This is a genomic window from Legionella maioricensis (genome assembly GCF_023618015.1).
In the GTDB taxonomy this organism is placed as follows: domain Bacteria; phylum Pseudomonadota; class Gammaproteobacteria; order Legionellales; family Legionellaceae; genus Legionella; species Legionella maioricensis.
In genome coordinates this window covers 52,676-73,308 of sequence record NZ_JAJKBJ010000018.1, presented here as the reverse complement: position 1 = coordinate 73,308, position 20,633 = coordinate 52,676, and the positions used below count along the sequence as shown (strand labels likewise).

Sequence of the window (20,633 nt, the reverse complement as noted above, 5' to 3'; positions counted from 1 at the left end):
AGAACCCGTGTTAGGGTGTTGTGTTGTTAAATGGGGAGTGCCCCCGTAATTGGGAAAGAGCCAAAATTATAGAACCCGTGTTAGGGTGTTGTGTTGTTAAATGGGGAGTGCCCCCGTAATTGGGAAAGAGCCGGATTTTGTTGGTGGGCCCACTAGGACTTGAACCTAGGACCAACGGATTATGAGTCCGCTGCTCTGACCAACTGAGCTATGGGCCCGGAGAGGGGTCATTTTAAACTTAATTTTACTAATGTTCTAGTATTTTTTACTTTTTTTAACGGTACTTTCTTAAATTTCCCAATAGCTTGAGTAAAGGGCGGGGTTTGGTTGTTTCGTCAGTCAAACTTTGCACCATTTTGTCTCAAACTATTGGGTTTCAAAGGTTTTACTTAATTGCTGCTTTATCAGCAGCAATTAAATTAACTTTCATCGCCTTCCAGGAAGCTTCTTAGCTTCTCTGAACGTGATGGGTGGCGTAGTTTGCGTAGCGCTTTTGCTTCGATTTGTCGAATACGTTCGCGGGTTACATCAAACTGTTTGCCTACTTCTTCCAGGGTATGGTCGGTATTCATTTCGATACCAAAACGCATACGTAGGACTTTCGCTTCACGTGGCGTTAGTGTTTCCAGGATTTCCAGTGTTGCTTCGCGCAGGCCTTCTGCAGTCGCCATGTCGATGGGCGATTCGATGTTGTTGTCTTCGATAAAGTCACCTAAGTGAGAATCATCATCGTCGCCAACTGGAGTTTCCATCGAAATAGGCTCTTTAGCGATCTTCAGGACTTTGCGAATTTTGTCTTCACTTAATTCCATTTTTTCCGCTAATTCTTCAGGAGTGGCTTCACGGCCTGTTTCCTGCAGAATTTGGCGGGAAATACGATTGAGTTTGTTAATGGTCTCAATCATATGGACCGGAATACGGATGGTACGTGCCTGATCCGCAATGGATCGGGTGATCGCTTGTCTAATCCACCAGGTTGCATAGGTAGAGAATTTGTAACCGCGACGGTATTCAAATTTATCTACTGCTTTCATCAAGCCAATATTACCTTCCTGAATCAAATCAAGGAATTGTAAGCCTCGGTTGGTGTATTTTTTAGCAATCGAAATTACCAAACGTAAGTTCGCTTCAACCATTTCTTTTTTAGCACGTCTGGCTTTAGCTTCGCCAATAGACATTTTACGGTTGATGTCTTTAATCTCACTTATGGTCAAACCGTATTCTATTTCAAAAGAAGCCAATCTGGACTGCAGGCGAAGAATTTCATCGGTGTATTCTTGGATGCGTTGTATGTCGAGTTTTTTGCCGTTTTTACTGGTCAGTGTTTCTAACCATTTCAGATCGGTTTCCTGGCCAGGGAAGGTATCTATAAATAATTTACGTGGAATGCGTGCTTTTTCTATGCACAGACGCATGATACCGCGTTCAAATTCTCTAATATGATTACGCAACTGACGGAAATGACGAGTTAATCGGTCTACTTGTCTTGAAGTTAATTTCAGTTTCAAGAACGAATCCGACATGGTTTCCAGTAACAGAAGTGTTTTTGCGTTGGTACGACCATGCTCTTTTAAGGCAACCATGGCATTGTCGAAATTCTCACGCAATTCATCAAAGTAAACTTTGGCTTGTTCAGGATTAGGACCGTCGTCAACCTCGGCCAAACCGCCCTCACCATCTTCGTCTTCATCGTCAACGCTGAGCAGAACTTCTACTTGTTGTTCTTCATCAAGCATAGAGCCTATGCTTGATGCTGGAGCTATTTCTTCTTCAGAGTCAGCAAAACCACTAATGATTTCGTTGAGGCGAATCTCTTCGGCATTGAAGCGATCGTAGTCGTCAAGAACCAATTGTACGGTTTCTGGATAATGAGCTAGTGATCGAAGAACCTGGTAGATACCTTCTTCAATACGTTTGGCGATGCGGATTTCACCTTCGCGAGTCAGTAATTCTACTGTACCCATTTCACGCATGTACATACGTACCGGATCAGTGGTTCGTCCAGTTTCTTTATCCACAGAAGCAAGAACCATCGCTGCTTCTTCGATGTCAGGCACTTCTTCTGTATTTAACAGAAGCGCTAATTCATCGTCTCCTGGTGGTTGCTCAAACACTTTAATGTTCATGCCTTCCAGCATGCTTATAATGACATCAAAATGTTCCGTATCTACTATATTAGGTAGTAGATCATTTATTTGACTGTAAGTCAGGTAACCCTGTTCTTTTCCCAGGCTGATGACTTTAGTTATCTGTGAGCTCTGCTGTTCTTGGTCATTCATGGTCATAGGCACTTCTTATAGGGACAATTAAGAATTACAAAAAGGTTTTGATTATAAACTGGCTAACTGAAACATGCCAGTAATTCAGTTTTTATTTTTCTATGTTCGTTTGAATATGTTTTTCTTTTATCATGTTCAATAGATTAATTCTTTCTGTTTCAGTCAAGCCTACTTGCCTTGATTTGTCCATTAATTGTCTGATAAATAGTTCTCGATTCTGTTTTTGTAACAAAAAGATTATATCAATAAATTCTTTAAATAGCTCTTGTTCCGGTACTTGATGATCCCAGGCGGCCAATTTGTTAATGGACTCAAAATAACTACTATTACGCCATGACTCAATTAAGCTTGCCGTATTTGCCTGAGGATTGTTTGCTAATTGTTCCAGTAGCTTGAGTAAAATAGGATGTTCTTTGTCATCAAGCAAGTCAGGATTAATATGTTGTACACTTTTAGTATAAATTTCCGGATTTTGCAAGAGCAGGGCAACGGCAATACGGGCAGGGGTACGGGCAATATTAGTTAATTGTTCTTGTGGTTTAATCTGGGTTTGATCGGAAAGAAGCAAGTTCAGTCTGTGACTTTCTATATGAGTTAGGCGTGCCAAATCATCGATAAGCAATTGTTTATAAGAGCTTTCCACCATTTTTTGCAATAAAGGTTTGGCCAAATTGATTAATTGGGTTTTCCCCCCGGGGCTTAAAAGATTAATGTCTTTGGCTAAGGTATCAAAGAGAAAGTGGTGCAAAGGGGTTGCTTGTTGGAGACGGGTTAAAAAGTTCTCCTTTCCTTCTGCTCTGACCAAACTGTCAGGGTCATGACCATCCGGTAAGAACATAAAATTGGCGTCTAATCCTGCATTGAGGTGGGGCAAACTGCTTTCAAGTCCTCTCCAGGCGGCTTGTTTTCCTGCCGCGTCTCCATCAAAACAAAAAATCAATTGTTTAGTATGTTTGGCTAATAATTGAATATGGTAGGTACTGGTCGCGGTGCCCAAGGTGGCCACTGCATTGGTAATACCGTGTTGCGCCAGGGCAATAACATCCATATAGCCTTCAACAATGATGATGCTGTCTACGGTTTTTTGCTGGCTTAAAATTTGATGCAAGCCATAAAGTTCGCGACTCTTTTGAAAAAGTACCGTTTCTGGAGAGTTAAGATATTTGGGTTTCTGTTCGTTATCCAGAACTCGTCCACCAAATCCGATGATCCGTCCATGACGGTCATGGATGGGGAACATCACTCTGTTGCGATAACGGTCATAGATTTTACCGTCATCATTTTTAATCAACATTCCTGTGGCGATCAGTTCTTTCTGAGAACGGGCAAATATTTTTTCCAGATTATGCCAGCCCTCGGGGGCAAAGCCTAATTGATATAATTTGGCTACTGTTCCGCTAAGCCCTCGGTTACGCAAATAGTCTATTGCTATCTGACCGTCGAGTTTTAATTTTTTTTGATAATAGGCACTGACCTCGGCAAGTAATTTGTAGAGATCATTCGATGAATTATTTTTTTCTGTCTGACCTTCGCGGGGAACGGTTAAACCTAAACGGGTTGCCAGGGTTTCAACGGCATCAATAAATCCCAGGTTTTGGTAGTTCATCACAAAACTAATTGCGTTCCCGGATGCGCCGCATCCAAAGCAGTGATAAAACTGTTTTTTAGCTACTACGTTAAAAGAAGGCGATTTTTCATTATGAAAGGGGCAACAGGCAACATGGCTTGTTCCTCTTTTTTTTAGAGGAACATAGCTATCAATTAGTTCTACCAGATCGGTCCGATGCAGAAGATCGTCAATGAATGGCTGTGGAATTAAGCCAGACATAGTAATTCTCAGCTCAACTTCGCCTTGATTAAGGCACTCACTTGAGTCATATCAGCTCGTCCCTGTAATTTAGTTTTAAGTTGACCCATGACTTTGCCCATATCAGCCATTTTTTCAGCACCAGTGGAAGCAATTGCTTCCTTGACCATTTGCTCTATTTCAGCAGCAGATAAAGGCTCTGGAAGATATTTTGAAATGATGCCCAGTTCATATTGTTCTTGAGCCACTAAATCATCACGATTTGCTTTTTCATATTGGGCAATAGATTCTTTACGCTGTTTGCTCATTTTGTCCAATATCACCAACATGCGCTCTTCACTTACTTCAATACGTTCGTCCACTTCAATTTGCTTCACCGCAGCAGAAATTAAACGTAAGGTGGTGAGCAGATTTTTGTCTTTCGCCCGCATGGCATCTTTAATATCATTATTGAGACGTTCTTTTATGGTCATTTTTATTTCCTCAAAAACGAAAAGGCCACATAAAATGTGACCTGAACTTAAAGCAGATTATTCACTAAGATAATTAAATATTGGTGAATAGCTTGGTAAATCTTATTTACGTCGGTGTTTCATGCTACGTCGTGAGGAAGTATCACGAGAAATCTTTTTCAGGTGACGCTTTACTGCAGCAGCTTGTTTACGTTTACGCTCAGCAGTTGGTTTTTCATAAAATTCACGACGGCGTAATTCGGTTAAAATACCGGCTTTTTCACAAGAGCGCTTGAAACGGCGCAGTGCATATTCTGGGTTTTCGCCTTCTTTTACACGAACGGTAGGCATTAAACTAATCCTCTGGTTATTTGATCTTATAGGTGGGCAATTCTAGTGCTAGTTTAAGTACTCGTCAAGTTAAATTGAAGTTTAACGCGAATCTTCTTCATATTTTATTAGCAAGGGTTACCAATAAGCTTGTGATATAATCAAAAATTGAGTGAATTTGTTGTCTGTATGAATGTTTTTTGAGGTTGGCCATGTTGGTATTAGGTATAGAGTCTTCTTGTGATGAAACAGGAGTGGCTATTTATGATTCGGGTTCCGGATTATTAGCTCATGCGCTGCATTCGCAAATCGAAACCCATAAAGTGCATGGGGGAGTTGTTCCGGAGCTGGCATCTAGAGATCATGTCAATTATTTAATACCTTTAGTTGATCAAGTACTCAAGGACGCCCAGCTCGATAAAAAAGATCTGGATGGCATCGCTTATACTGCGGGGCCTGGCTTAATTGGCGCTTTGTTGGTTGGCTCCTGTTTTGCTAAAAGTCTGGCTTATGCCTTAAATATTCCTGCTTTGGCCATTCATCATCTGGAGGCGCATTTATTAGCGGCAAAAATGGAGACTCCTGCCCTGGAATTCCCTTTTATTGCTCTTTTGGTTTCTGGTGGCCACTGTCAATTAATTGAAGTAAAAAACCTGGGGGAATATCAGTTATTGGGTGATACCCTGGATGATGCAGTAGGGGAGGCCTTTGATAAAACGGCCAAGTTAATGGGTATTCCCTATCCTGGCGGTGCGGTGCTGGCCGGGCTTGCTGATCGGTGTGAGTCAACCCCTTATCGTTTTCCGCGTCCTATGACCGATAGACCGGGATTGGACTTTAGTTTCAGCGGATTAAAAACGCATGCCTTGACCACTTGGAATCAGAGTGGGAAAGAGGAAAAAGATCGTTTGGAAATTGCTAAGGCATTTCAGCAAGCAGTCGTTGAGACTTTAATTATAAAATGTAAAAGGGCAATCCAGCAATCTGCCTGCACCCGCTTAGTGGTTGCTGGGGGAGTGGGGGCTAATAAGGCTTTGCGCGCTGCATTACAGGAATGGATTAAAAGTATTAATGGACAGGTCTATTTCCCTGCTCTTGAATATTGTACTGACAATGGGGCTATGGTTGCTTATGCAGGTTGTTTGCGAATGTTGCGCGGAGAAAAGGATGAAGGGGCCGGGGTTGACGTCAAAGCCCGTTGGCCTTTGGCTTGATGCTTTCTGTTCCGACATACGCTGCTCTAAATTGCTTGTAACCCCTACACATAAAGCTCCCTATTTTGGGCTAGAAAGAATGTATATGCCTCTTTTGTGATGTTGGAGAGTTAGAGTGTCTTAAATTGCGCCACTTTTGTGGAGATCCTTCGCATCGCTCTGGATGACGTATCTTCCTCAGCTTGAAAGGCGGGCAGAATGGCTTGGTTCATTTTGAGCGGTGAATGCGGGGAGTAGTGCTTTTTTGAATGCTTCGGCATAGGCTTCAGGATTTTGTACGAGGTGGGCATATACATCATAAGGAAGGTTTTTGCTATTATCACTATTTCTCCCCAAACGAATATCGCCTAAATCGACTTGCCCATCAGTGTAGTAGGATACGAGACTTCTCGCTTCCCACTGCAAAATAGCTCCGGTACCTCTGATATAAGGATAAGAGCGAACCAGATAGAAGATTAGTTTACCCAATTCGGTTAAAAACTCCTCCTCAGTGTATTCTTTTTTTCTACATTTTGCTAAAAAATGGGTATCGAAAAAACTCAGCATTTGTTCAAATTTATTTCGATCAAGCGGAGAAAATTTAATAGCAATTTTTGTCGGTTTCAGAGAGGATTTTTTTGATTTTTTAAGGGTTGTGCGGATCTCTTCATCAGGGAGGTCGATTTTCGCCCTATCCAGTTGCAAAGACAATTTATAAACATTGTTAATCTCAAATATTGCATCTGGAGGTGATTCCTTAAGCACGTCGCTACTTACCATAGCAGGATAATCATATTCCTGGCATGCAATTTGAGAAACAGCAGGAAATAAGGAAGCGTTGATTATTGATTGATGATTGTTAGTATAAATATCCTGATTTGATACGCCTTTTCTTTCCCCGCCAAACTGAAAAAAAGAAACAGACTCTTTTCTGGAGATGGCAATGGTTTGTCTGGTTTGGGCAGCAAAGTTTAATAATTCAGACAAAGATTTATGTTCTTTTAGCATTTTTATTAGTTTCTGTTCGACGCCTAAGGAGTAAACACTCCACATCCGTTTATAGCTGTCTTCATCACGACTTGCCGTACCAAAAAACACATAACTTGTTACTGAGGTTCTGGCGGAACAGGATTTATCTATTAATGAATCAGTTGTCAAAAGCGACGAGAGGGTCTCCGGCATTAAAAGGTCTAGTTGCTCAAGAGAGGTTATCTGATCCCGAAGTTGGATTAATTTTTTATTCGCCTCCTCTGCAGGTAAGAGCATTATTCTTTCCAGGGTTTTAAAATGTACCTCATTAAGTACATGATGAGTAGACATGAGGGTTAGGATTTCCTCTATACGATTAAAAGTCACATAAATCGCGCTTGCAGTCTTTAACTCTGTCAAATCAGAGGATGGGAGAGCAAACTTGGAGTAAATGGTTTGAATGAATAGTCTTTTTTCCTCATCGTGCCCTGGAATTAGAGTTAATAAATCAGCAAATTTACTTGTATAGTGTGGGATTGTATTTGCATAATAAGCCGGCGTTAATTGGTTTATGCACTGGGTTAATTTTTTGATGCAGCTTATCGCGGCTGCTTTAAACAGATTGATACCAAGGCGACTCACCTCAAAAGAAGCGGAATAGCCTTGTTTTAAAGAGAGGTTATCACCTTCCAGTAGAGGATGCTCTTCTTCAAGACGTCCGAGTATTTGATGTAGTTTCTCAAGATGCCTAATAAGTACCTCATGGAGGCGTGTGCATTCTTTTATTGATACGAGGTCCGGTGTTTTTAACAGCTCCTGAATACGGTTAGAGGCATCTAGCCAGTCAGCTGATAACGGGTATAATAAATCATTGGGTATGTATTGTTTTTTATATCCTTTCAATACTGCTGACAAACCGGCCATGTAATTTTTAAAAATAGAGATATCGGGGTCTGCCTTTTCTGTTAAAGCATCGTTTATGCTTAAATTTTGATTTGAAGATAATTCGTGGATGATTCTTTTGACTCGTTCTTCCTTGAGGAAGTCCATTCTATAGCCGTCACCATCTATAATGATTGTTTTAAATTGTTGTCCCGCTTGTGAATCATCAAGATGAGCAACAGGCTCATCTTCTTCAGAAGAAAACGCCCTCATCAGCAGACTTTCTGTTATTTGGTCCCCAACGCTATTATCAAGGACAAACTCAATTGCCTCTAGTCTTAAGAAGGATGCCAATCCCCAATGGCTAAGAGTATCTGAAATAAAAATGAAATTGATTTTCACACCCTTTCCTCAGCGTGCGCCTATTAATAATTATAGTTGGTTTGTCATGTGCGGTTACCCGGTGAGGAGCGTTAGAAAGAGAGAAACGCTCCGCGGGAAAGAAAATGTAGTGTAGGGATAATCCGGGTTGGGCTTATCACTTCTTGGGGTTATCCGAGGGAGCTTTATTTTTAGGGCTCGCGGTTTTCTTTACTGGCTTTTTTGTTGGTTTTTTTGCTGGTTTTTCAGCAGCAACCGATTTATCAGTTTTTGTTTTAGTTGTTTTAGTTGCTTTTAATTTTTTTATTGGCTCTGCTGTTTTACTTATTTTTTTTGTATTCACTTCAACTAATTTTATTTCTTTGACTGGTGTTTTTGTTTCGAGGAGTGGTATTTCTTGTACCATAGGCTCTTCTGTCTCTTTACCGCTTGGACTGTGTGGCGGTTCGACGACTTCTTCTATCACATTGGTTTTTAAATTAATTTTTGGCTCTGCACCATCTATAAGTCGGGTAATGTTATTTTTATGCTTGAAGAGTACAAGGAGAGCCATAATAAATAAAGGTGGGAAAACACCCAGGTTAGGTATCAATAATAAGGTATAAAAGGGAGCCAAAGTAATAGCCACCATGGAGGCAAGAGAAGAATAACGGCTGAATTTAGCCACTAATAACCAGGTCGCAGCAACCATGACGCCAATGATAAAGTGAAAACCTAATAAAGCGCCTATGGCAGTGGCTACGCCTTTTCCTCCTTTGAATCCAAAGAAAATCGGATACATATGGCCAATTACCGCAGCCAAGGCGGTAAAAGATACCGTTACCGCATCGGCATCGAACGCTTTGGCTAATAATACAGGAATTGTTCCTTTAAGAAGATCTGCAAGCATTACCAGGGCAGCGTAATTCTTACCGGCAATACGCAATACATTAGTCGCTCCGGGATTTTTTGACCCTTCCTGACGGGGGTCAGGTAATGCGAACAAACGGCAAACGATGACTGCCGAGCAGAAAGAACCCATCAAATAACCAAGAGTTACAAATAATATAAACCAAGTCACCGAGTGCTCCTTTTTTCGGAAATAATTTTTATTATCAGGGAAACTTTATTTGCAAGCAACTTAAAGTTTTTGAATAAAAATTGGAAAATAATAATTTAGTACTTATCTGAAATATTAGCAGAGTACCTAAGGTAAAAACAGAGCCTGGAGATCATTAGTATAACGTCTGCCCAACGCAGTAACTTGCCAATAGGTGTCAGTTAATAAGATCAGGTTTTTACTTTGAGCCTGCTTGAGTTTGGCTAAGAGAATCGTTAAATCCAATCCTGTGGTTGCAGGGAATAATTCGAGAGGAATAGCTTGCTCTAAACGGGTGGTGTTCAGCATGAATTCAAAGAGGAGCTCATCACCCTCCACAATCTCCTGGCCTGCGAGAAAGGGTTTTCCGGGATTTTGATAGTCTTTGGGTTGACGGTGTTTACGGGTTCTTACTACACCTTGGGGGGTGGTCAGCTTTCCATGCGCTCCTGCTCCTATTCCAAAATAATCGCCGAATGACCAATAATTCAAGTTATGTCGTGCTTGTTTATTGGATTTAGAAAAGGCTGAAATCTCATAACGGGTAAATCCTGAATCTTTTAACAGGATAAATCCTTGTTCCTCTAACCAATAGGCATCATCTTCAGAAGGAAGAGGAGGATTTTCTTTGTAAAATACGGTGTTTGGTTCAATGGTTAATTGATACCAGGAGATATGTTCTGGTTGATAGGACAAAGCAGTGTTCAGATCTTCAAGGCCTTGAGCAACACTTTGATTGGGTAGGCCATGCATGATGTCCAGATTCAGATTGTCAAAGCCTGCTTTTCGCGCCGCATCTATAGCCCCATGAGCCTGTTTGTCATCATGGATGCGTCCCAACGCCTTTAGATGAACGGGATTGAAACTTTGGATGCCTAAAGACAGGCGATTAATACCCAGTTGTCTGTAATCAGTAAAACGCTGTTGTTCAACGCTTCCCGGATTGGCTTCCATAGTGATTTCTATGTCGTGGGCAAAAGGCAGGATTTGTTTTAATTCAGCAAACAAGGTTGCATAGGCTTCCGCAGAAAAAAGGCTGGGGGTGCCGCCGCCAATAAAGATGGAGACAATTTCTCGAGTCTTGAAACGTGATACATCCTCTTGCAGATCAGCAATGAGTGCCTGAACATAGTGTTGCTCGGGTAATGTTTCGGGACTCTTATGCGAATTAAAATCGCAGTATGGGCATTTGCGAATGCACCATGGAATGTGGACGTACAAAGATAAAGGAAGCATTAATGTTTTTAGACTGGCTTGTTTGGGAATGCAATAGTATCATGATAGCTGTTTTGTCACCAAATAAGTGATATCAGACCATGCGGGAAAAACCAATATGCAAGCGAAGAGCAGTCATTGCCAAATCGCGTTTGTTTACGGTAGAGGAAATGCATTTGCAGTTTTCTAATGGTGCTCAAAGAGTTTTTGAGCGGATAAAAAGTCATGGGCATGGGGCAGTACTTATTGTTGCATTGACCCCTGGCGAATCATTATTATTGGTTCGGGAATATGCTGCTGGGACAGATCGTTATGAATTGGCTTTCCCTAAGGGAGTGATTGAAAGTAATGAAACTCCTGAAGAAGCCGCCAATAGAGAGTTGCGCGAAGAAACAGGCTATGCCGCAAGAGAACTTCATTGGCTTCGTTCGATGACGCTTGCTCCTGGTTATTTGGGCTCTCGTATTGAGTTAGTGGTAGCCATGGGGTTGTATTCTTCGCCTTTACCAGGCGATGAGCCAGAACCCCCTGAAATTGTAGAATGGCCCTTAAATGCAGGAATGGAATTATTAGAAAAACCAGATTTTACTGAGGCGCGCAGTATCGCTGCGCTATTTTTAATTAAAGAGTGGTTGAATAAGAGGAAATAATATGGCGAATAAACGAGTTAGAGTGGCTGTCACCGGTGCTGCGGGGCAAATTGGTTATGCGTTACTGTTCCGTATTGCATCAGGACAAATGTTTGGAGCCAATACTGAAGTTGAATTAAATTTACTTGAGCTTGAGCCTGCTCTTCCCGCTTTGGAAGGGGTTGCTATGGAGCTTGATGATTGCGCATTCCCCTTGTTAAAACGAGTAGTTTGTACTGCTGATATGAATAAGGCAATGGATGGGGTTAACTGGGCTTTATTGGTAGGTTCTGTACCACGTAAGCAAGGTATGGAGCGTTCTGATTTATTACAAATTAATGGTGGAATTTTTACCAAACAAGGTCAAGCCATTAATGATAACGCCAGTGATGATGTACGGGTATTCGTTGTTGGTAATCCTTGCAATACCAACTGCCTGATTGCGATGCATCATGCGAAAGACGTACCTAATGACCGTTTTTACGCAATGACTACCCTGGATGAGCTGAGAGCCCGTACTCAATTAGCAAAAAAAGCAGGAGTGGATATTACCGCTGTAACTGAAATGACGATTTGGGGTAACCATTCTGCTACTCAATATCCTGATTTTTATAATGCCAAAATTAATGGCGTTTCTGCGGCTAAAGTGATTTCTGATGAAGCCTGGTTAAAAGATACCTTTGTTTCTACCGTACAACAACGTGGCGCGGCAGTTATCAAAGCACGCGGTTCTTCTTCAGCTGCTTCTGCTGCAAATGCTATTATCACCGGGGTGAATCATTTAGTGAATGATACTCCTGCTGGCGAATCATTTTCTATGTGTCGTCATTCTGATGGTGAGTATGGTGTAGATGAGGGTTTGATTTTCTCCTTTCCTTGCCGTCGTGAACAGGGCGAACTAAAAGTTGTTGATGGTTTAACTCTGAATGCTTACGGTCAGGAAAAATTCAATCTGACTTTGAATGAATTAAGACAAGAGCGCGATACGGTTAAATCTTTAGGTTTATTGGATTAATTCTATTGCATTCGGGTTTCAGGCCCATAGCCGTCAAGATGCTGTAAGGAAAAAATCTTCTTGGCTTGACGGCTATGGGTTCAGGCCTGAGAGGATTTGTTTTATAAGTCGGGTTTTAATAGCTCACTTTCTCGATGAGAAACAGATGGTGTGGCCAGTGTCTGGCGGTTTTTGTAACTGTCACTTTGATATATTTGAAAAAATGTTGAGTTAAATAAAATAGGTCTGGCTTCAGCATTTCGTAATAGCGTCGAGATTGAGCGCCCATTTGACAGCCTGTCGTTGAGGGTGCGAATCAAATCATCCACTTGCTCAAAAGGTTCCCCCCGTTTATGCACAAAAGCAGGGATGTGTTTTATTATTGCTTTTGCTATTTGTTCATCGGTTAAATAAAAAATTAGTCGACTACGACAAATTTTGCTGAAGTTTTTTTCCGAGCCCATAATCAGATGGAATAAAAAATCGGGGTATTTTTTCAAATGAGCACTTAGCTTTTGACTAAATATACGCCTGTCATTATTGTCAATAAGCGGCCCATCACTATTATCAATAAGCGCTTGAATCACTTCTTTAGGCTCCAATTGAAAAAAAGGTCTTCTGGTTTTTGCAGAAAGCCAGGTACTTAGATCAGGGTCTTGAGCCGAAGGATTGAATTGGAATGTTAGTGATACTTTGGGATGAGATAAGACTTTATTCCAATCAATTGTTGGCATTTGATGTATTTTTGCCAAATTATCCATGGAGTGTTTGATTGAATTAAAATTAATCCGCCACCGCCATTTTTCAATGTGATGTATTGATTTTTCTATCGCATCCAACAGAGCAGTAAAAGTATGCTTAATTGCCGGATTATAGCGTTCTGTTGCTTCTTTCAGCTGCTGAACTTCTGGATAAATAAATTTTCCATTTCTCTTAGCTTCCAAATGAAACACAGCTTGTAAGGATTTTAGCAAATCAGAGAAGGGGTCTTTCATACAATATTCCTTATTGGCCCTTCTATAAAAGTAGTTTATAAAAACCATAAACGCCAAATTTTTTGCACAATGATTTTCAAATCGCATTAATAATTTAAAAAATCTATTAATATAATAAAAACAATTGATTTTATTTATAAGTTGATTTCATCTAAATTTAACAATGAGAAAAGAATTAATTAATGAGGAGATATCCATGATTACAGTAGGCAATAAATTTCCCCAGTTTCAAGTAAAGGCAACAGTGAGTAATGACTTGAATAATGCGTTCCAAGTGATTTCTAATGAAAGTTATCCGGGAAAATGGTTGGTTGTATTTTTTTGGCCTAAAGATTTTACTTTTGTCTGTCCCACAGAGATTGCGGAATTTGGCAAACTGAATTCAGAGTTTGCTGATCGTGATGCCCAAGTACTTGGTGGAAGTACTGACAGTGAATTTGTGCACTTAGCCTGGAGAAATCAACATCCGGATTTAAAAAATCTGCCATTTCCTATGTTGGCTGATGTGAAACGTGAGTTGACTCAAAGCCTGGGAATATTAGATGAACAGGAAGGGGTGGCCCAAAGAGCAACGTTTATTGTTGATCCACAAGGTATTACCCGTTTTGTCATGGTTACTGATTTAAATGTAGGACGAAATCCGCAGGAAGTATTGCGTGTTCTTGATGCGCTCCAGACCGATGAACTCTGTCCTTGTAATTGGAAAAAAGGTGAAGAGACTATTCATGTTAAATAATTCTGATTTGGGGTATTAATCATGTTAGACAACATAAAGCAAAGTATTCCCGAAATTGCGAAAGACATCCGCTTAAATCTGGGTAAAGCCCTGGATGTGTCCCAGGGCGATGGATTAAATGAAGAGCAAATTTTAGGTTCGGCGTTGGCTGTGGCTTATTCTTTAGGTGATCAGGAGTTAGTTACAGGTCTGAAAGAATTAATCAGCAATGCATCGTTGATCAATGCGGCTCAACTGGCAGCAAGCTTAATGGCGATGACGAATATTTATTATCGTTTTACTCATTTGACTGAAAACTCAGAGGTAGAACATGTTCCTGCGGGGTTAAGGATGCAAGGCATGATGAATCCAGGAGTGGATAGGGTTACTTTTGAAACGTTATCCTTGGCGGTTTCTGCTCTTAATGGATGTGGTACCTGTATTAGTTCGCATACGCGCCAATTACAAGAGCATGGGTTTTCAGCCGCAGCGCTTGCACGCATCGGGCGAATTAGCGCCGTGATTCATGGGGTTTATGTCAGCAGGAAATTTGTTTCTTAAAAGAGGTGATTTAAGCCAAAAATCTTAATAGTAACCCGTATTTCATTATTTATACGGGTTACTTGTTCTTTATCGACCGTTCAAAGTCGGTATTTCTGAAACACTAGAGGATGGATTAGACTCATGGCCATAAAGTTAAGCCTTCGACACTTTATATTAGCTTAACCTACCAATTTAATAACGCCACACGCTTCGCGAGCGCCGCCGCCACCTAAAGGAGGAGTATCACTGTAATTATCGCCGCCTGCATGAATCATTAAGGTCAAACCATCCAAATCTTTTAATTTTAAGCGTGGTGCCAAGATAGGGGTGTTTGCTGTGCCGTCGCTGGAGACATAGAGCACAGGTAAATCGCCAAGATGCCCATTGGCGTATGGACCTTTATGGCTGTTTGTATGGGTTGGATCATAATGTCCTCCTGCCTTCATTCCATGATCTCCGCAGTCAGGAACTTGATGGATGTGAAAGCCATGCAGCCCCGCCGGCAGTTTTATCAAATGAGGATTAACCAGTACGCCATAAGGGGTTTCACTAAATTCAACCGTTCCTATAGCGGTTGGATTTGCATCCGTAGTATAAAGAGTTGTAGTGACTGGGGCTGCATGAGCCGCATTGAAACTTAATAAAGAACCAATAAACACGGTAGTTAATTTATTCATTTTTTTCCCTGTTATTATTTTTTTTACCTAGTATTACCTAAGAATAAAATTTATTCCAGCGGGATTAAGATTAGGGGCTGATGATCATTTATTTTTAAATGGCCTAAGTGTCGCGGCTTGTCCGCGGGAGCTGGGAAGCTGACTCTGGGCCTAGAACTCTGGATCCCGCGGCCGCGGGACGTAGGGGTACAAGGGATTGGCATAGGGGGCCATAAGACTTATGGGGCTGGTATGCTAGTTGATTCAAAGCATATCTGGTAAAATATTGTTCTTGCTTATTCTGGTAACGAATCATGCAATCCTTCAAAGTAAATTGTGTTTTAGTTAGTGCTATTGTTTTATGGGCTTCTGCATTTGTTGGAATAAGAATTGCCCTGGCTGACTACTCTCCTGGGCCGCTTGCTCTTTTACGATTTCTTGTTGCTTCTCTTTGTATGATGATCATCTATCATCGTCAGGGAATTAAAAAATTTATCTCCTGGAAGGAGCGTATTCAACTCCTCATAGCGGGTATGCTGGGCATTGGGGTTTATAATATTTGCCTGAATTATGGGGAAATTACAGTATCTGCTGGAATAGCAAGTTTTGTCATCGGTTTGATGCCCGTGATAACCATCCTCTTATCGTTGATTTTTTTACAGGAAAAATTAAAGGGGGCGGTATGGGTTGGGATCTTAATCAGTTTATTTGGTTTATTTCTATTGGCCATTGGTGAAGGTTCGCACGATGAGATGAAGCAAGGTATCTTATTGATCCTGGTATCCGCCCTCATGGGAGCCATTTTAACCATTATTCAAAAGAAATTTTTAAAACTCTATCATCCAGTGACTGTAATAGCCTGGGTCATGTGGGGCGGTACGCTTCTGTTGTTGATTTTTTCCCCTGTGTTGCTGCAGGAAATTAAAACGGCAGAGTATCAATCGACTGTTGCCGTGATTTATATGGGTATTTTTCCCGCTGCAGTTGCTTACGTGGCCTGGAGTTATGTATTGAAAAAATTACCTGCCTCTAAGGCCGCAATCACATTATACGCTCTTCCTATAGTGTCTACTTTGCTGGGTTTTTTATTATTACATGAGCAACCTTCGCTGATTTCTTTGGTTGGTGGGGGAATCGCCTTGAGCGGTGCTTTAGTGGCTCATCGTTTTCAAACCCCCGATACATTAAATGTATCGTTGGATAAAAAAGTGGTTGCTGTATAACTGGCAGGGTTTATACTTTCTTTCTTTAAGTCTTTAATTATTAGAGAGTCCTCATGGAATTGAGAATTGATAATACCCCTTTTAAAGCCCTGTTCCAGCCTTTGGATTTGGGATTTACGCAATTAAAAAATCGCATTCTAATGGGCTCCATGCATACTGGCCTTGAAGAAGAGAAAGAAGGCTTAAAACGCTTGGCCGAGTTTTATCGTGCAAGAGCGCTTGGCGGAGTAGGTTTAATGGTAACGGGTGGCTTTGCCCCGAATCGCTCCGGGCGTTTAGCGCCATTTGCTGCCAAACTAACCAACAGCAAAGAACAACACAAACATGAAGTCGTTACTCATACGGTACACGAGGCCGGTGGAAAAATAGCGCTGCAAATTTTACATGCAGGGCGTTATGGATATCATCCTTTTATTGTGGCTCCCAGTGGCATTAAGTCTCCAATTAGTCCCTTTAAACCTTGGGTGATGAGCCAATATCGTATTAAAAAAAACATTAAACATTTTGCTCGTTGCGCGCGCCTTGCTCAATTAGCTGGTTATGATGGTGTGGAGATCATGGGGAGCGAAGGTTATTTAATCAATCAATTTATCGTTACTCATACGAATCACCGCCAGGATGAATGGGGAGGGAGTTATGCTAATCGTATCCGTTTTCCCGTTGAGGTCGTTCGGCAAGTACGCGAAGCAGTAGGCGACAAGTTCATTATTATTTACCGTTTATCGATGCTGGATTTGATTGCTCAGGGAAGTAGCTGGGAAGAGGTGGTTATTCTTGCTAAAGCAATTGAACAAGCGGGAGCTACAATAATTAATACAGGTATCGGCTGGCATGAAGCACGTATTCCGACTATTGCTACTTTGGTGCCTGCTGCTGCCTTTACTCCAATCACCAAGCATTTGAAATCAGAAGTAAACATACCCGTTATTACTTCTAATCGTATTAATACTCCTGAACTGGCCAATGAATTACTGGAGTCTGGGGTTGCTGATATGGTTTCTATGGCAAGACCACTGTTAGCGGATCCTCAATTTGCTGAAAAAGCCAAATTAGGTGAAAGTCAGGCTATCAATGTGTGTATCGCGTGTAATCAAGCGTGTCTTGATCAGGTTTTTGTAAACAAAACAGCATCTTGTCTGGTTAATCCGCAAGCCTGTAATGAAACAGAATTAGTATACCAAACGACACATCAACCCAAATCTGTCGCAGTAGTCGGTTCGGGGCCTGCTGGCCTTGCTTTTGCTGCAATTGCCGCAGAACGAGGTCATAAGGTTACTTTGTTTGAAAAGAGCGAGACTTTAGGGGGGCAGTTTAATTTAGCCAAGCGAATCCCCGGTAAAGAAGTGTTTCAACATACCCTTAATTATTTTGATTATCAGTTACAGAAATACAAGGTAGATGTTCATTTAAATACTGAAGCAACTGTAGACTTATTATTGGATTTTGAGGAAGTGGTTGTTGCGACTGGAATTAAGCCTCGAGTCCCTGATATTAAGGGTATAGAACATAATAAAGTGGTGAGTTACATCGACGCAATTACCGGTAAGAAGGAGGTGGGCGTGCGAGTAGCTATTGTGGGCGCGGGTGGAATTGGTTTTGATGTCGCTGAATTTTTAACCCATAAGCACCAAGCGAGTAAAGAGCAGTTTTATGATGAGTGGGGAATTGATGTCACCGGACAACATCGGGGAGGAATTAAAACTCCTGATATTACCCCCAGTCCTCGAGAGGTTTATTTATTGCAGCGTAAAAAAGAAAAAATGGGAAAACGCTTAGGCAAAACCACCGGATGGATTCATCGCTTAAGTTTGAAACACAAACAGGTGAAAATGATTGCGGGCGTGACTTATGATTTTATAGATGATGAAGGATTGCATTTGTTCATTGGTGATAAACCGCAATTGTTGGCTGTAGACACTATTGTGATTTGCGCGGGGCAAATGGAATGCAAAGAGCTGTATGAACCTTTAAAGCAGGCAGGTAAGTCAGTTCATCTGGTAGGTGGGGCTTATAAGGCTTTAGAATTGGATGCGCGTCATGCGATTGACCAAGCGTGTCGTTTGGCTGCTTTGATTTAAGATATTCGTGACCTCAGTAAGCATTAAAGAGTTGCCTATTGCGAGCCTGGCGAAGTAATCCAGAACGATATTTCATTGAAAATCTGAGCTGGATTACATCTTCTTTTCCCTTACCGATAGTAATTTATCAAATTTTTAACTTACAATTGCTTCACATTGTTCGCCATGACCTACGAGCACTCAGACTTCGTACGACCCGATTCCAGCACGTGAAGCCTAATACCGGAGTAATTAAATTCAGGGCCTTTTCTTCAAAAAAGAGCTTTATTGTCTTGTTTTTAGTCCAATTTGGTTGAAAAAATACTGTTTATTCAATAACAAAGAAACCCTTTTTTTAGAGAAAAATAATAAATATCGTGCATAATCCTGTTTATTTTGTTATTATACTGAGCAATTTTTATATTACTTAACCTTTTTAGGTTTACGCTTTACTTTATCAGGATCCTTATGACTCAAGAAATAACAAACTTCGCCTCCTTTAATTTTTCAGATACACTGAACAAAGCGCTAGAGGACATGAAGTTTACCAAGCCTTCCCCTATTCAGGCTCAAACCATTCCTCTGCTATTAGAAGGTCGAGATGCTATTGCTTTAGCTCAAACAGGCACAGGTAAAACTGCTGCTTTTGCTTTACCGATTTTGCAGAATTTATCACCTGTTGTTCAGGGGACACAGGCATTAATTTTAGCTCCCACTCGTGAATTAGCTATTCAGGTAGCTGAACAATTTGAGCTATTAAGTGCTCATCAGCGCGGTGTTACTATTGCTGTACTTTGTGGCGGACAAGAATACAGTCGTCAATTAAAACAATTACGTGGCGGAGCCCAGGTAGTGGTTGGTACACCTGGCCGCATCCTGGATCATATAGACAGGGGCACTTTGCCCTTAGATAACCTACGTACTTTTATTCTCGATGAAGCAGATGAAATGTTGCGTATGGGTTTTATCGAAGACGTTGAAACTATTTTGGCAAAATTGCCTGAAAAGAAACAAATTGCTTTGTTTTCAGCAACAATGCCTCATCGTATTCGTCAAATTGCAACGACCTATTTAAATAATCCTGCTTCTGTTGAAATTCGTATGGAAACAGCAACAGTGAAAAGTATTGAGCAACGCTTTTTATTTGCTTCTGGACATCAAAAACCCGATGCACTCATTAGAGTGTTGGAAGTTGAAGACTATCAGGGTGTTATTGTATTTGTGCGTACCAAGAGCAGTACCGAAGAAGTGGCAGAAGTACTACAACAGCATGGATTAAGGGCAATGGCTATTCATGGTGATATTACTCAGGCCTTGCGTGAACGAATTATTGCTCAATTTAAACAAGGTGCTATAGACGTTCTGGTCGCTACTGACGTAGCTGCACGCGGATTGGATGTAGAACGAGTCACTCATGTGATTAATTATGATATGCCGCATGATAATGAAACGTATGTACATCGTATCGGTAGAACTGGAAGAGCAGGTCGTTCCGGAGTAACCATTTTATTTGTGACCCCTAAAGAGTCTCGTTTAATAAGCAATATTGAACGTCATACTCGTCAGCGTATTGAGAAAGTGAATGTGCCTAATGATCATATGATCCAAGTGGCCAGACAACAACGTTTTATGGCGAATATTACTGCACGATTAGAACATGCCAATCTTCATTCTTATAAACGTATTGTTGAAGAGTACATTAAAGAGCATGAAGTTTCTGCTTTAGACGTTGCCGCTACTCTTGCTTTATTGTTGCATAAAGATATGCCTTGGCAAAAAGAACTTACATTACCTAAAGCAGCCGCCCGTCCCGCAAAAGAAGGACGTGGTGACGGTAAATTTGAACGTTCTCGAGGTGCTGGTGACGGTAGGAAAAGTTTTGCCGGAGATCGCAAGGGTTTTGGTGGTGATCGCAAGAGTTTTGGAAGTGACCGAAAAAGCGTTGGCGATGATCGGAAAAAATTCAACGAAGATGCCTCAGCCCAGGATTTGTTCCGCATTGATGTAGGTAAAGTACACGGTGTAAAACCTGGAAATATTGTCGGTGCCATCGCTAATGAAGCGGGTTTACAAAGCCGATACATCACTGGCCTTAAAATTCATGACGATCATTCTACTGTTCGTTTACCTAAAGGGATGTCTAAAGAAGTCGTACGAGATTTAACTAAAGCCTGGGTTTGTGGGCGTCAGTTGAACTTGACTTTGATTGGTAGTGGCGCATAGTTCTCATAGTTC

At 41.2% G+C, this 20,633-nt stretch carries 17 protein-coding genes and 1 tRNA gene; 8 read left to right on the top strand and 10 right to left on the bottom strand.

The genetic code is table 11. The features are described from left to right. Positions 1–141: 141 nt before the first annotated feature. The 5 genes from LOX96_RS13430 to rpsU all read right to left on the bottom strand — a co-directional run bounded on the left by LOX96_RS13430 (position 142) and on the right by rpsU (position 4,889). Positions 142–218 (bottom strand) — tRNA-Ile (locus tag LOX96_RS13430). Between the two features lie 201 nt (positions 219–419). Next, complete coding sequence (gene rpoD, locus LOX96_RS13425) at positions 420–2,285, bottom strand: RNA polymerase sigma factor RpoD (protein WP_284498378.1); 1,866 nt, start codon at positions 2,283–2,285, stop codon at positions 420–422. 85 nt (positions 2,286–2,370) lie between these two features. Further along, positions 2,371–4,107 carry a DNA primase gene (gene dnaG / locus LOX96_RS13420; RefSeq protein ID WP_250422496.1) on the bottom strand — a complete coding sequence of 579 codons (1,737 nt, stop codon included), beginning with the start codon at positions 4,105–4,107 and terminating at the stop codon, positions 2,371–2,373. Positions 4,108–4,115: 8 nt separating this feature from the next. Continuing rightward, positions 4,116–4,559 (bottom strand): GatB/YqeY domain-containing protein, encoded by a 444-nt coding sequence (locus tag LOX96_RS13415; protein WP_250422498.1) that lies wholly within the window; start codon positions 4,557–4,559, stop codon positions 4,116–4,118. 102 nt (positions 4,560–4,661) lie between these two features. Next, a complete protein-coding gene (gene rpsU / locus LOX96_RS13410) occupies positions 4,662–4,889 on the bottom strand; it encodes a 30S ribosomal protein S21 (RefSeq protein ID WP_018576467.1) in 228 nt (75 codons plus the stop codon). A 191-nt stretch (positions 4,890–5,080) separates the two neighbouring features. Here rpsU and tsaD point away from each other — a divergent pair, with 191 nt between their 5' ends. Next, complete coding sequence (tsaD, locus tag LOX96_RS13405; RefSeq protein WP_250422501.1) at positions 5,081–6,082, top strand: tRNA (adenosine(37)-N6)-threonylcarbamoyltransferase complex transferase subunit TsaD; 1,002 nt, start codon at positions 5,081–5,083, stop codon at positions 6,080–6,082. A 177-nt stretch (positions 6,083–6,259) separates the two neighbouring features. Here tsaD and LOX96_RS13400 read toward each other — a convergent pair whose 3' ends face one another. From LOX96_RS13400 to hemW, 3 genes are all read right to left on the bottom strand, one after another. Next, the gene (locus tag LOX96_RS13400; protein WP_250422504.1) at positions 6,260–8,314 is read right to left on the bottom strand and encodes a hypothetical protein; all 2,055 of its coding nucleotides are present in this window, start codon (positions 8,312–8,314) and stop codon (positions 6,260–6,262) included. 136 nt (positions 8,315–8,450) lie between these two features. Continuing rightward, the gene (gene plsY, locus LOX96_RS13395; RefSeq protein WP_250422506.1) at positions 8,451–9,353 is read right to left on the bottom strand and encodes a glycerol-3-phosphate 1-O-acyltransferase PlsY; all 903 of its coding nucleotides are present in this window, start codon (positions 9,351–9,353) and stop codon (positions 8,451–8,453) included. A 126-nt stretch (positions 9,354–9,479) separates the two neighbouring features. Then, positions 9,480–10,607, bottom strand: a complete 1,128-nt coding sequence (gene hemW, locus LOX96_RS13390) for a radical SAM family heme chaperone HemW (protein WP_250422509.1) — start codon at positions 10,605–10,607, stop codon at positions 9,480–9,482. An 80-nt stretch (positions 10,608–10,687) separates the two neighbouring features. Here hemW and nudE point away from each other — a divergent pair, with 80 nt between their 5' ends. Then, entirely contained in the window at positions 10,688–11,236 is a 549-nt protein-coding gene (gene nudE / locus LOX96_RS13385) for an ADP compounds hydrolase NudE (RefSeq protein ID WP_250422511.1), read from the top strand. A 1-nt stretch (position 11,237) separates the two neighbouring features. Continuing rightward, complete coding sequence (locus LOX96_RS13380) at positions 11,238–12,230, top strand: malate dehydrogenase (protein WP_250422515.1); 993 nt, start codon at positions 11,238–11,240, stop codon at positions 12,228–12,230. 101 nt (positions 12,231–12,331) lie between these two features. Here the strand turns inward: LOX96_RS13380 and LOX96_RS13375 are convergent, their stop codons facing one another. Further along, positions 12,332–13,204, bottom strand: a complete 873-nt coding sequence (locus tag LOX96_RS13375) for a hypothetical protein (RefSeq protein WP_284498377.1) — start codon at positions 13,202–13,204, stop codon at positions 12,332–12,334. Positions 13,205–13,400: 196 nt separating this feature from the next. Here LOX96_RS13375 and LOX96_RS13370 point away from each other — a divergent pair, with 196 nt between their 5' ends. Together LOX96_RS13370 and LOX96_RS13365 are read left to right on the top strand one after the other, a co-directional pair. Continuing rightward, a complete protein-coding gene (locus tag LOX96_RS13370; RefSeq protein WP_250422517.1) occupies positions 13,401–13,940 on the top strand; it encodes a peroxiredoxin in 540 nt (179 codons plus the stop codon). A gap of 21 nt (positions 13,941–13,961) precedes the next feature. After that, positions 13,962–14,480 carry a carboxymuconolactone decarboxylase family protein gene (locus tag LOX96_RS13365; protein WP_250422518.1) on the top strand — a complete coding sequence of 173 codons (519 nt, stop codon included), beginning with the start codon at positions 13,962–13,964 and terminating at the stop codon, positions 14,478–14,480. 161 nt (positions 14,481–14,641) lie between these two features. Here LOX96_RS13365 and LOX96_RS13360 read toward each other — a convergent pair whose 3' ends face one another. Continuing rightward, the gene (locus LOX96_RS13360) at positions 14,642–15,139 is read right to left on the bottom strand and encodes a superoxide dismutase family protein (RefSeq protein ID WP_250422521.1); all 498 of its coding nucleotides are present in this window, start codon (positions 15,137–15,139) and stop codon (positions 14,642–14,644) included. Between the two features lie 293 nt (positions 15,140–15,432). On the opposite strand from LOX96_RS13360, the gene LOX96_RS13355 reads away from it, so the two are divergent. The 3 genes from LOX96_RS13355 (at position 15,433) to LOX96_RS13345 (ending at position 20,621) form a co-directional block, all read left to right on the top strand. Then, complete coding sequence (locus LOX96_RS13355) at positions 15,433–16,341, top strand: DMT family transporter (protein WP_250422524.1); 909 nt, start codon at positions 15,433–15,435, stop codon at positions 16,339–16,341. Positions 16,342–16,394: 53 nt separating this feature from the next. Continuing rightward, on the top strand, positions 16,395–18,419 hold the full coding sequence (locus tag LOX96_RS13350; RefSeq protein ID WP_250422526.1) for an NADPH-dependent 2,4-dienoyl-CoA reductase: 2,025 nt from the start codon (positions 16,395–16,397) through the stop codon (positions 18,417–18,419). Between the two features lie 447 nt (positions 18,420–18,866). Then, positions 18,867–20,621, top strand: coding sequence for a DEAD/DEAH box helicase (locus tag LOX96_RS13345; RefSeq protein WP_250422528.1), 1,755 nt, complete (start codon positions 18,867–18,869; stop codon positions 20,619–20,621). The last annotated feature ends 12 nt before the right edge of the window (positions 20,622–20,633 follow it).

Excerpts from the sequence above, each read along its gene's own strand:
- rpoD (WP_284498378.1), bottom strand. The coding sequence starts at position 2,285 with ATGACCATGAATGACCAAGAACAGCAGAGCTCACAGATAACTAAAGTC.
- dnaG (WP_250422496.1), bottom strand. The coding sequence starts at position 4,107 with ATGTCTGGCTTAATTCCACAGCCATTCATTGACGATCTTCTGCATCGG.
- LOX96_RS13415 (WP_250422498.1), bottom strand. The coding sequence starts at position 4,559 with ATGACCATAAAAGAACGTCTCAATAATGATATTAAAGATGCCATGCGG.
- rpsU (WP_018576467.1), bottom strand. The coding sequence starts at position 4,889 with ATGCCTACCGTTCGTGTAAAAGAAGGCGAAAACCCAGAATATGCACTG.
- tsaD (WP_250422501.1), top strand. The coding sequence starts at position 5,081 with ATGTTGGTATTAGGTATAGAGTCTTCTTGTGATGAAACAGGAGTGGCT.
- hemW (WP_250422509.1), bottom strand. The coding sequence starts at position 10,607 with ATGCTTCCTTTATCTTTGTACGTCCACATTCCATGGTGCATTCGCAAA.
- nudE (WP_250422511.1), top strand. The coding sequence starts at position 10,688 with ATGCGGGAAAAACCAATATGCAAGCGAAGAGCAGTCATTGCCAAATCG.
- LOX96_RS13380 (WP_250422515.1), top strand. The coding sequence starts at position 11,238 with ATGGCGAATAAACGAGTTAGAGTGGCTGTCACCGGTGCTGCGGGGCAA.
- LOX96_RS13375 (WP_284498377.1), bottom strand. The coding sequence starts at position 13,204 with ATGAAAGACCCCTTCTCTGATTTGCTAAAATCCTTACAAGCTGTGTTT.
- LOX96_RS13370 (WP_250422517.1), top strand. The coding sequence starts at position 13,401 with ATGATTACAGTAGGCAATAAATTTCCCCAGTTTCAAGTAAAGGCAACA.
- LOX96_RS13365 (WP_250422518.1), top strand. The coding sequence starts at position 13,962 with ATGTTAGACAACATAAAGCAAAGTATTCCCGAAATTGCGAAAGACATC.
- LOX96_RS13360 (WP_250422521.1), bottom strand. The coding sequence starts at position 15,139 with ATGAATAAATTAACTACCGTGTTTATTGGTTCTTTATTAAGTTTCAAT.
- LOX96_RS13355 (WP_250422524.1), top strand. The coding sequence starts at position 15,433 with ATGCAATCCTTCAAAGTAAATTGTGTTTTAGTTAGTGCTATTGTTTTA.
- LOX96_RS13350 (WP_250422526.1), top strand. The coding sequence starts at position 16,395 with ATGGAATTGAGAATTGATAATACCCCTTTTAAAGCCCTGTTCCAGCCT.
- LOX96_RS13345 (WP_250422528.1), top strand. The coding sequence starts at position 18,867 with ATGACTCAAGAAATAACAAACTTCGCCTCCTTTAATTTTTCAGATACA.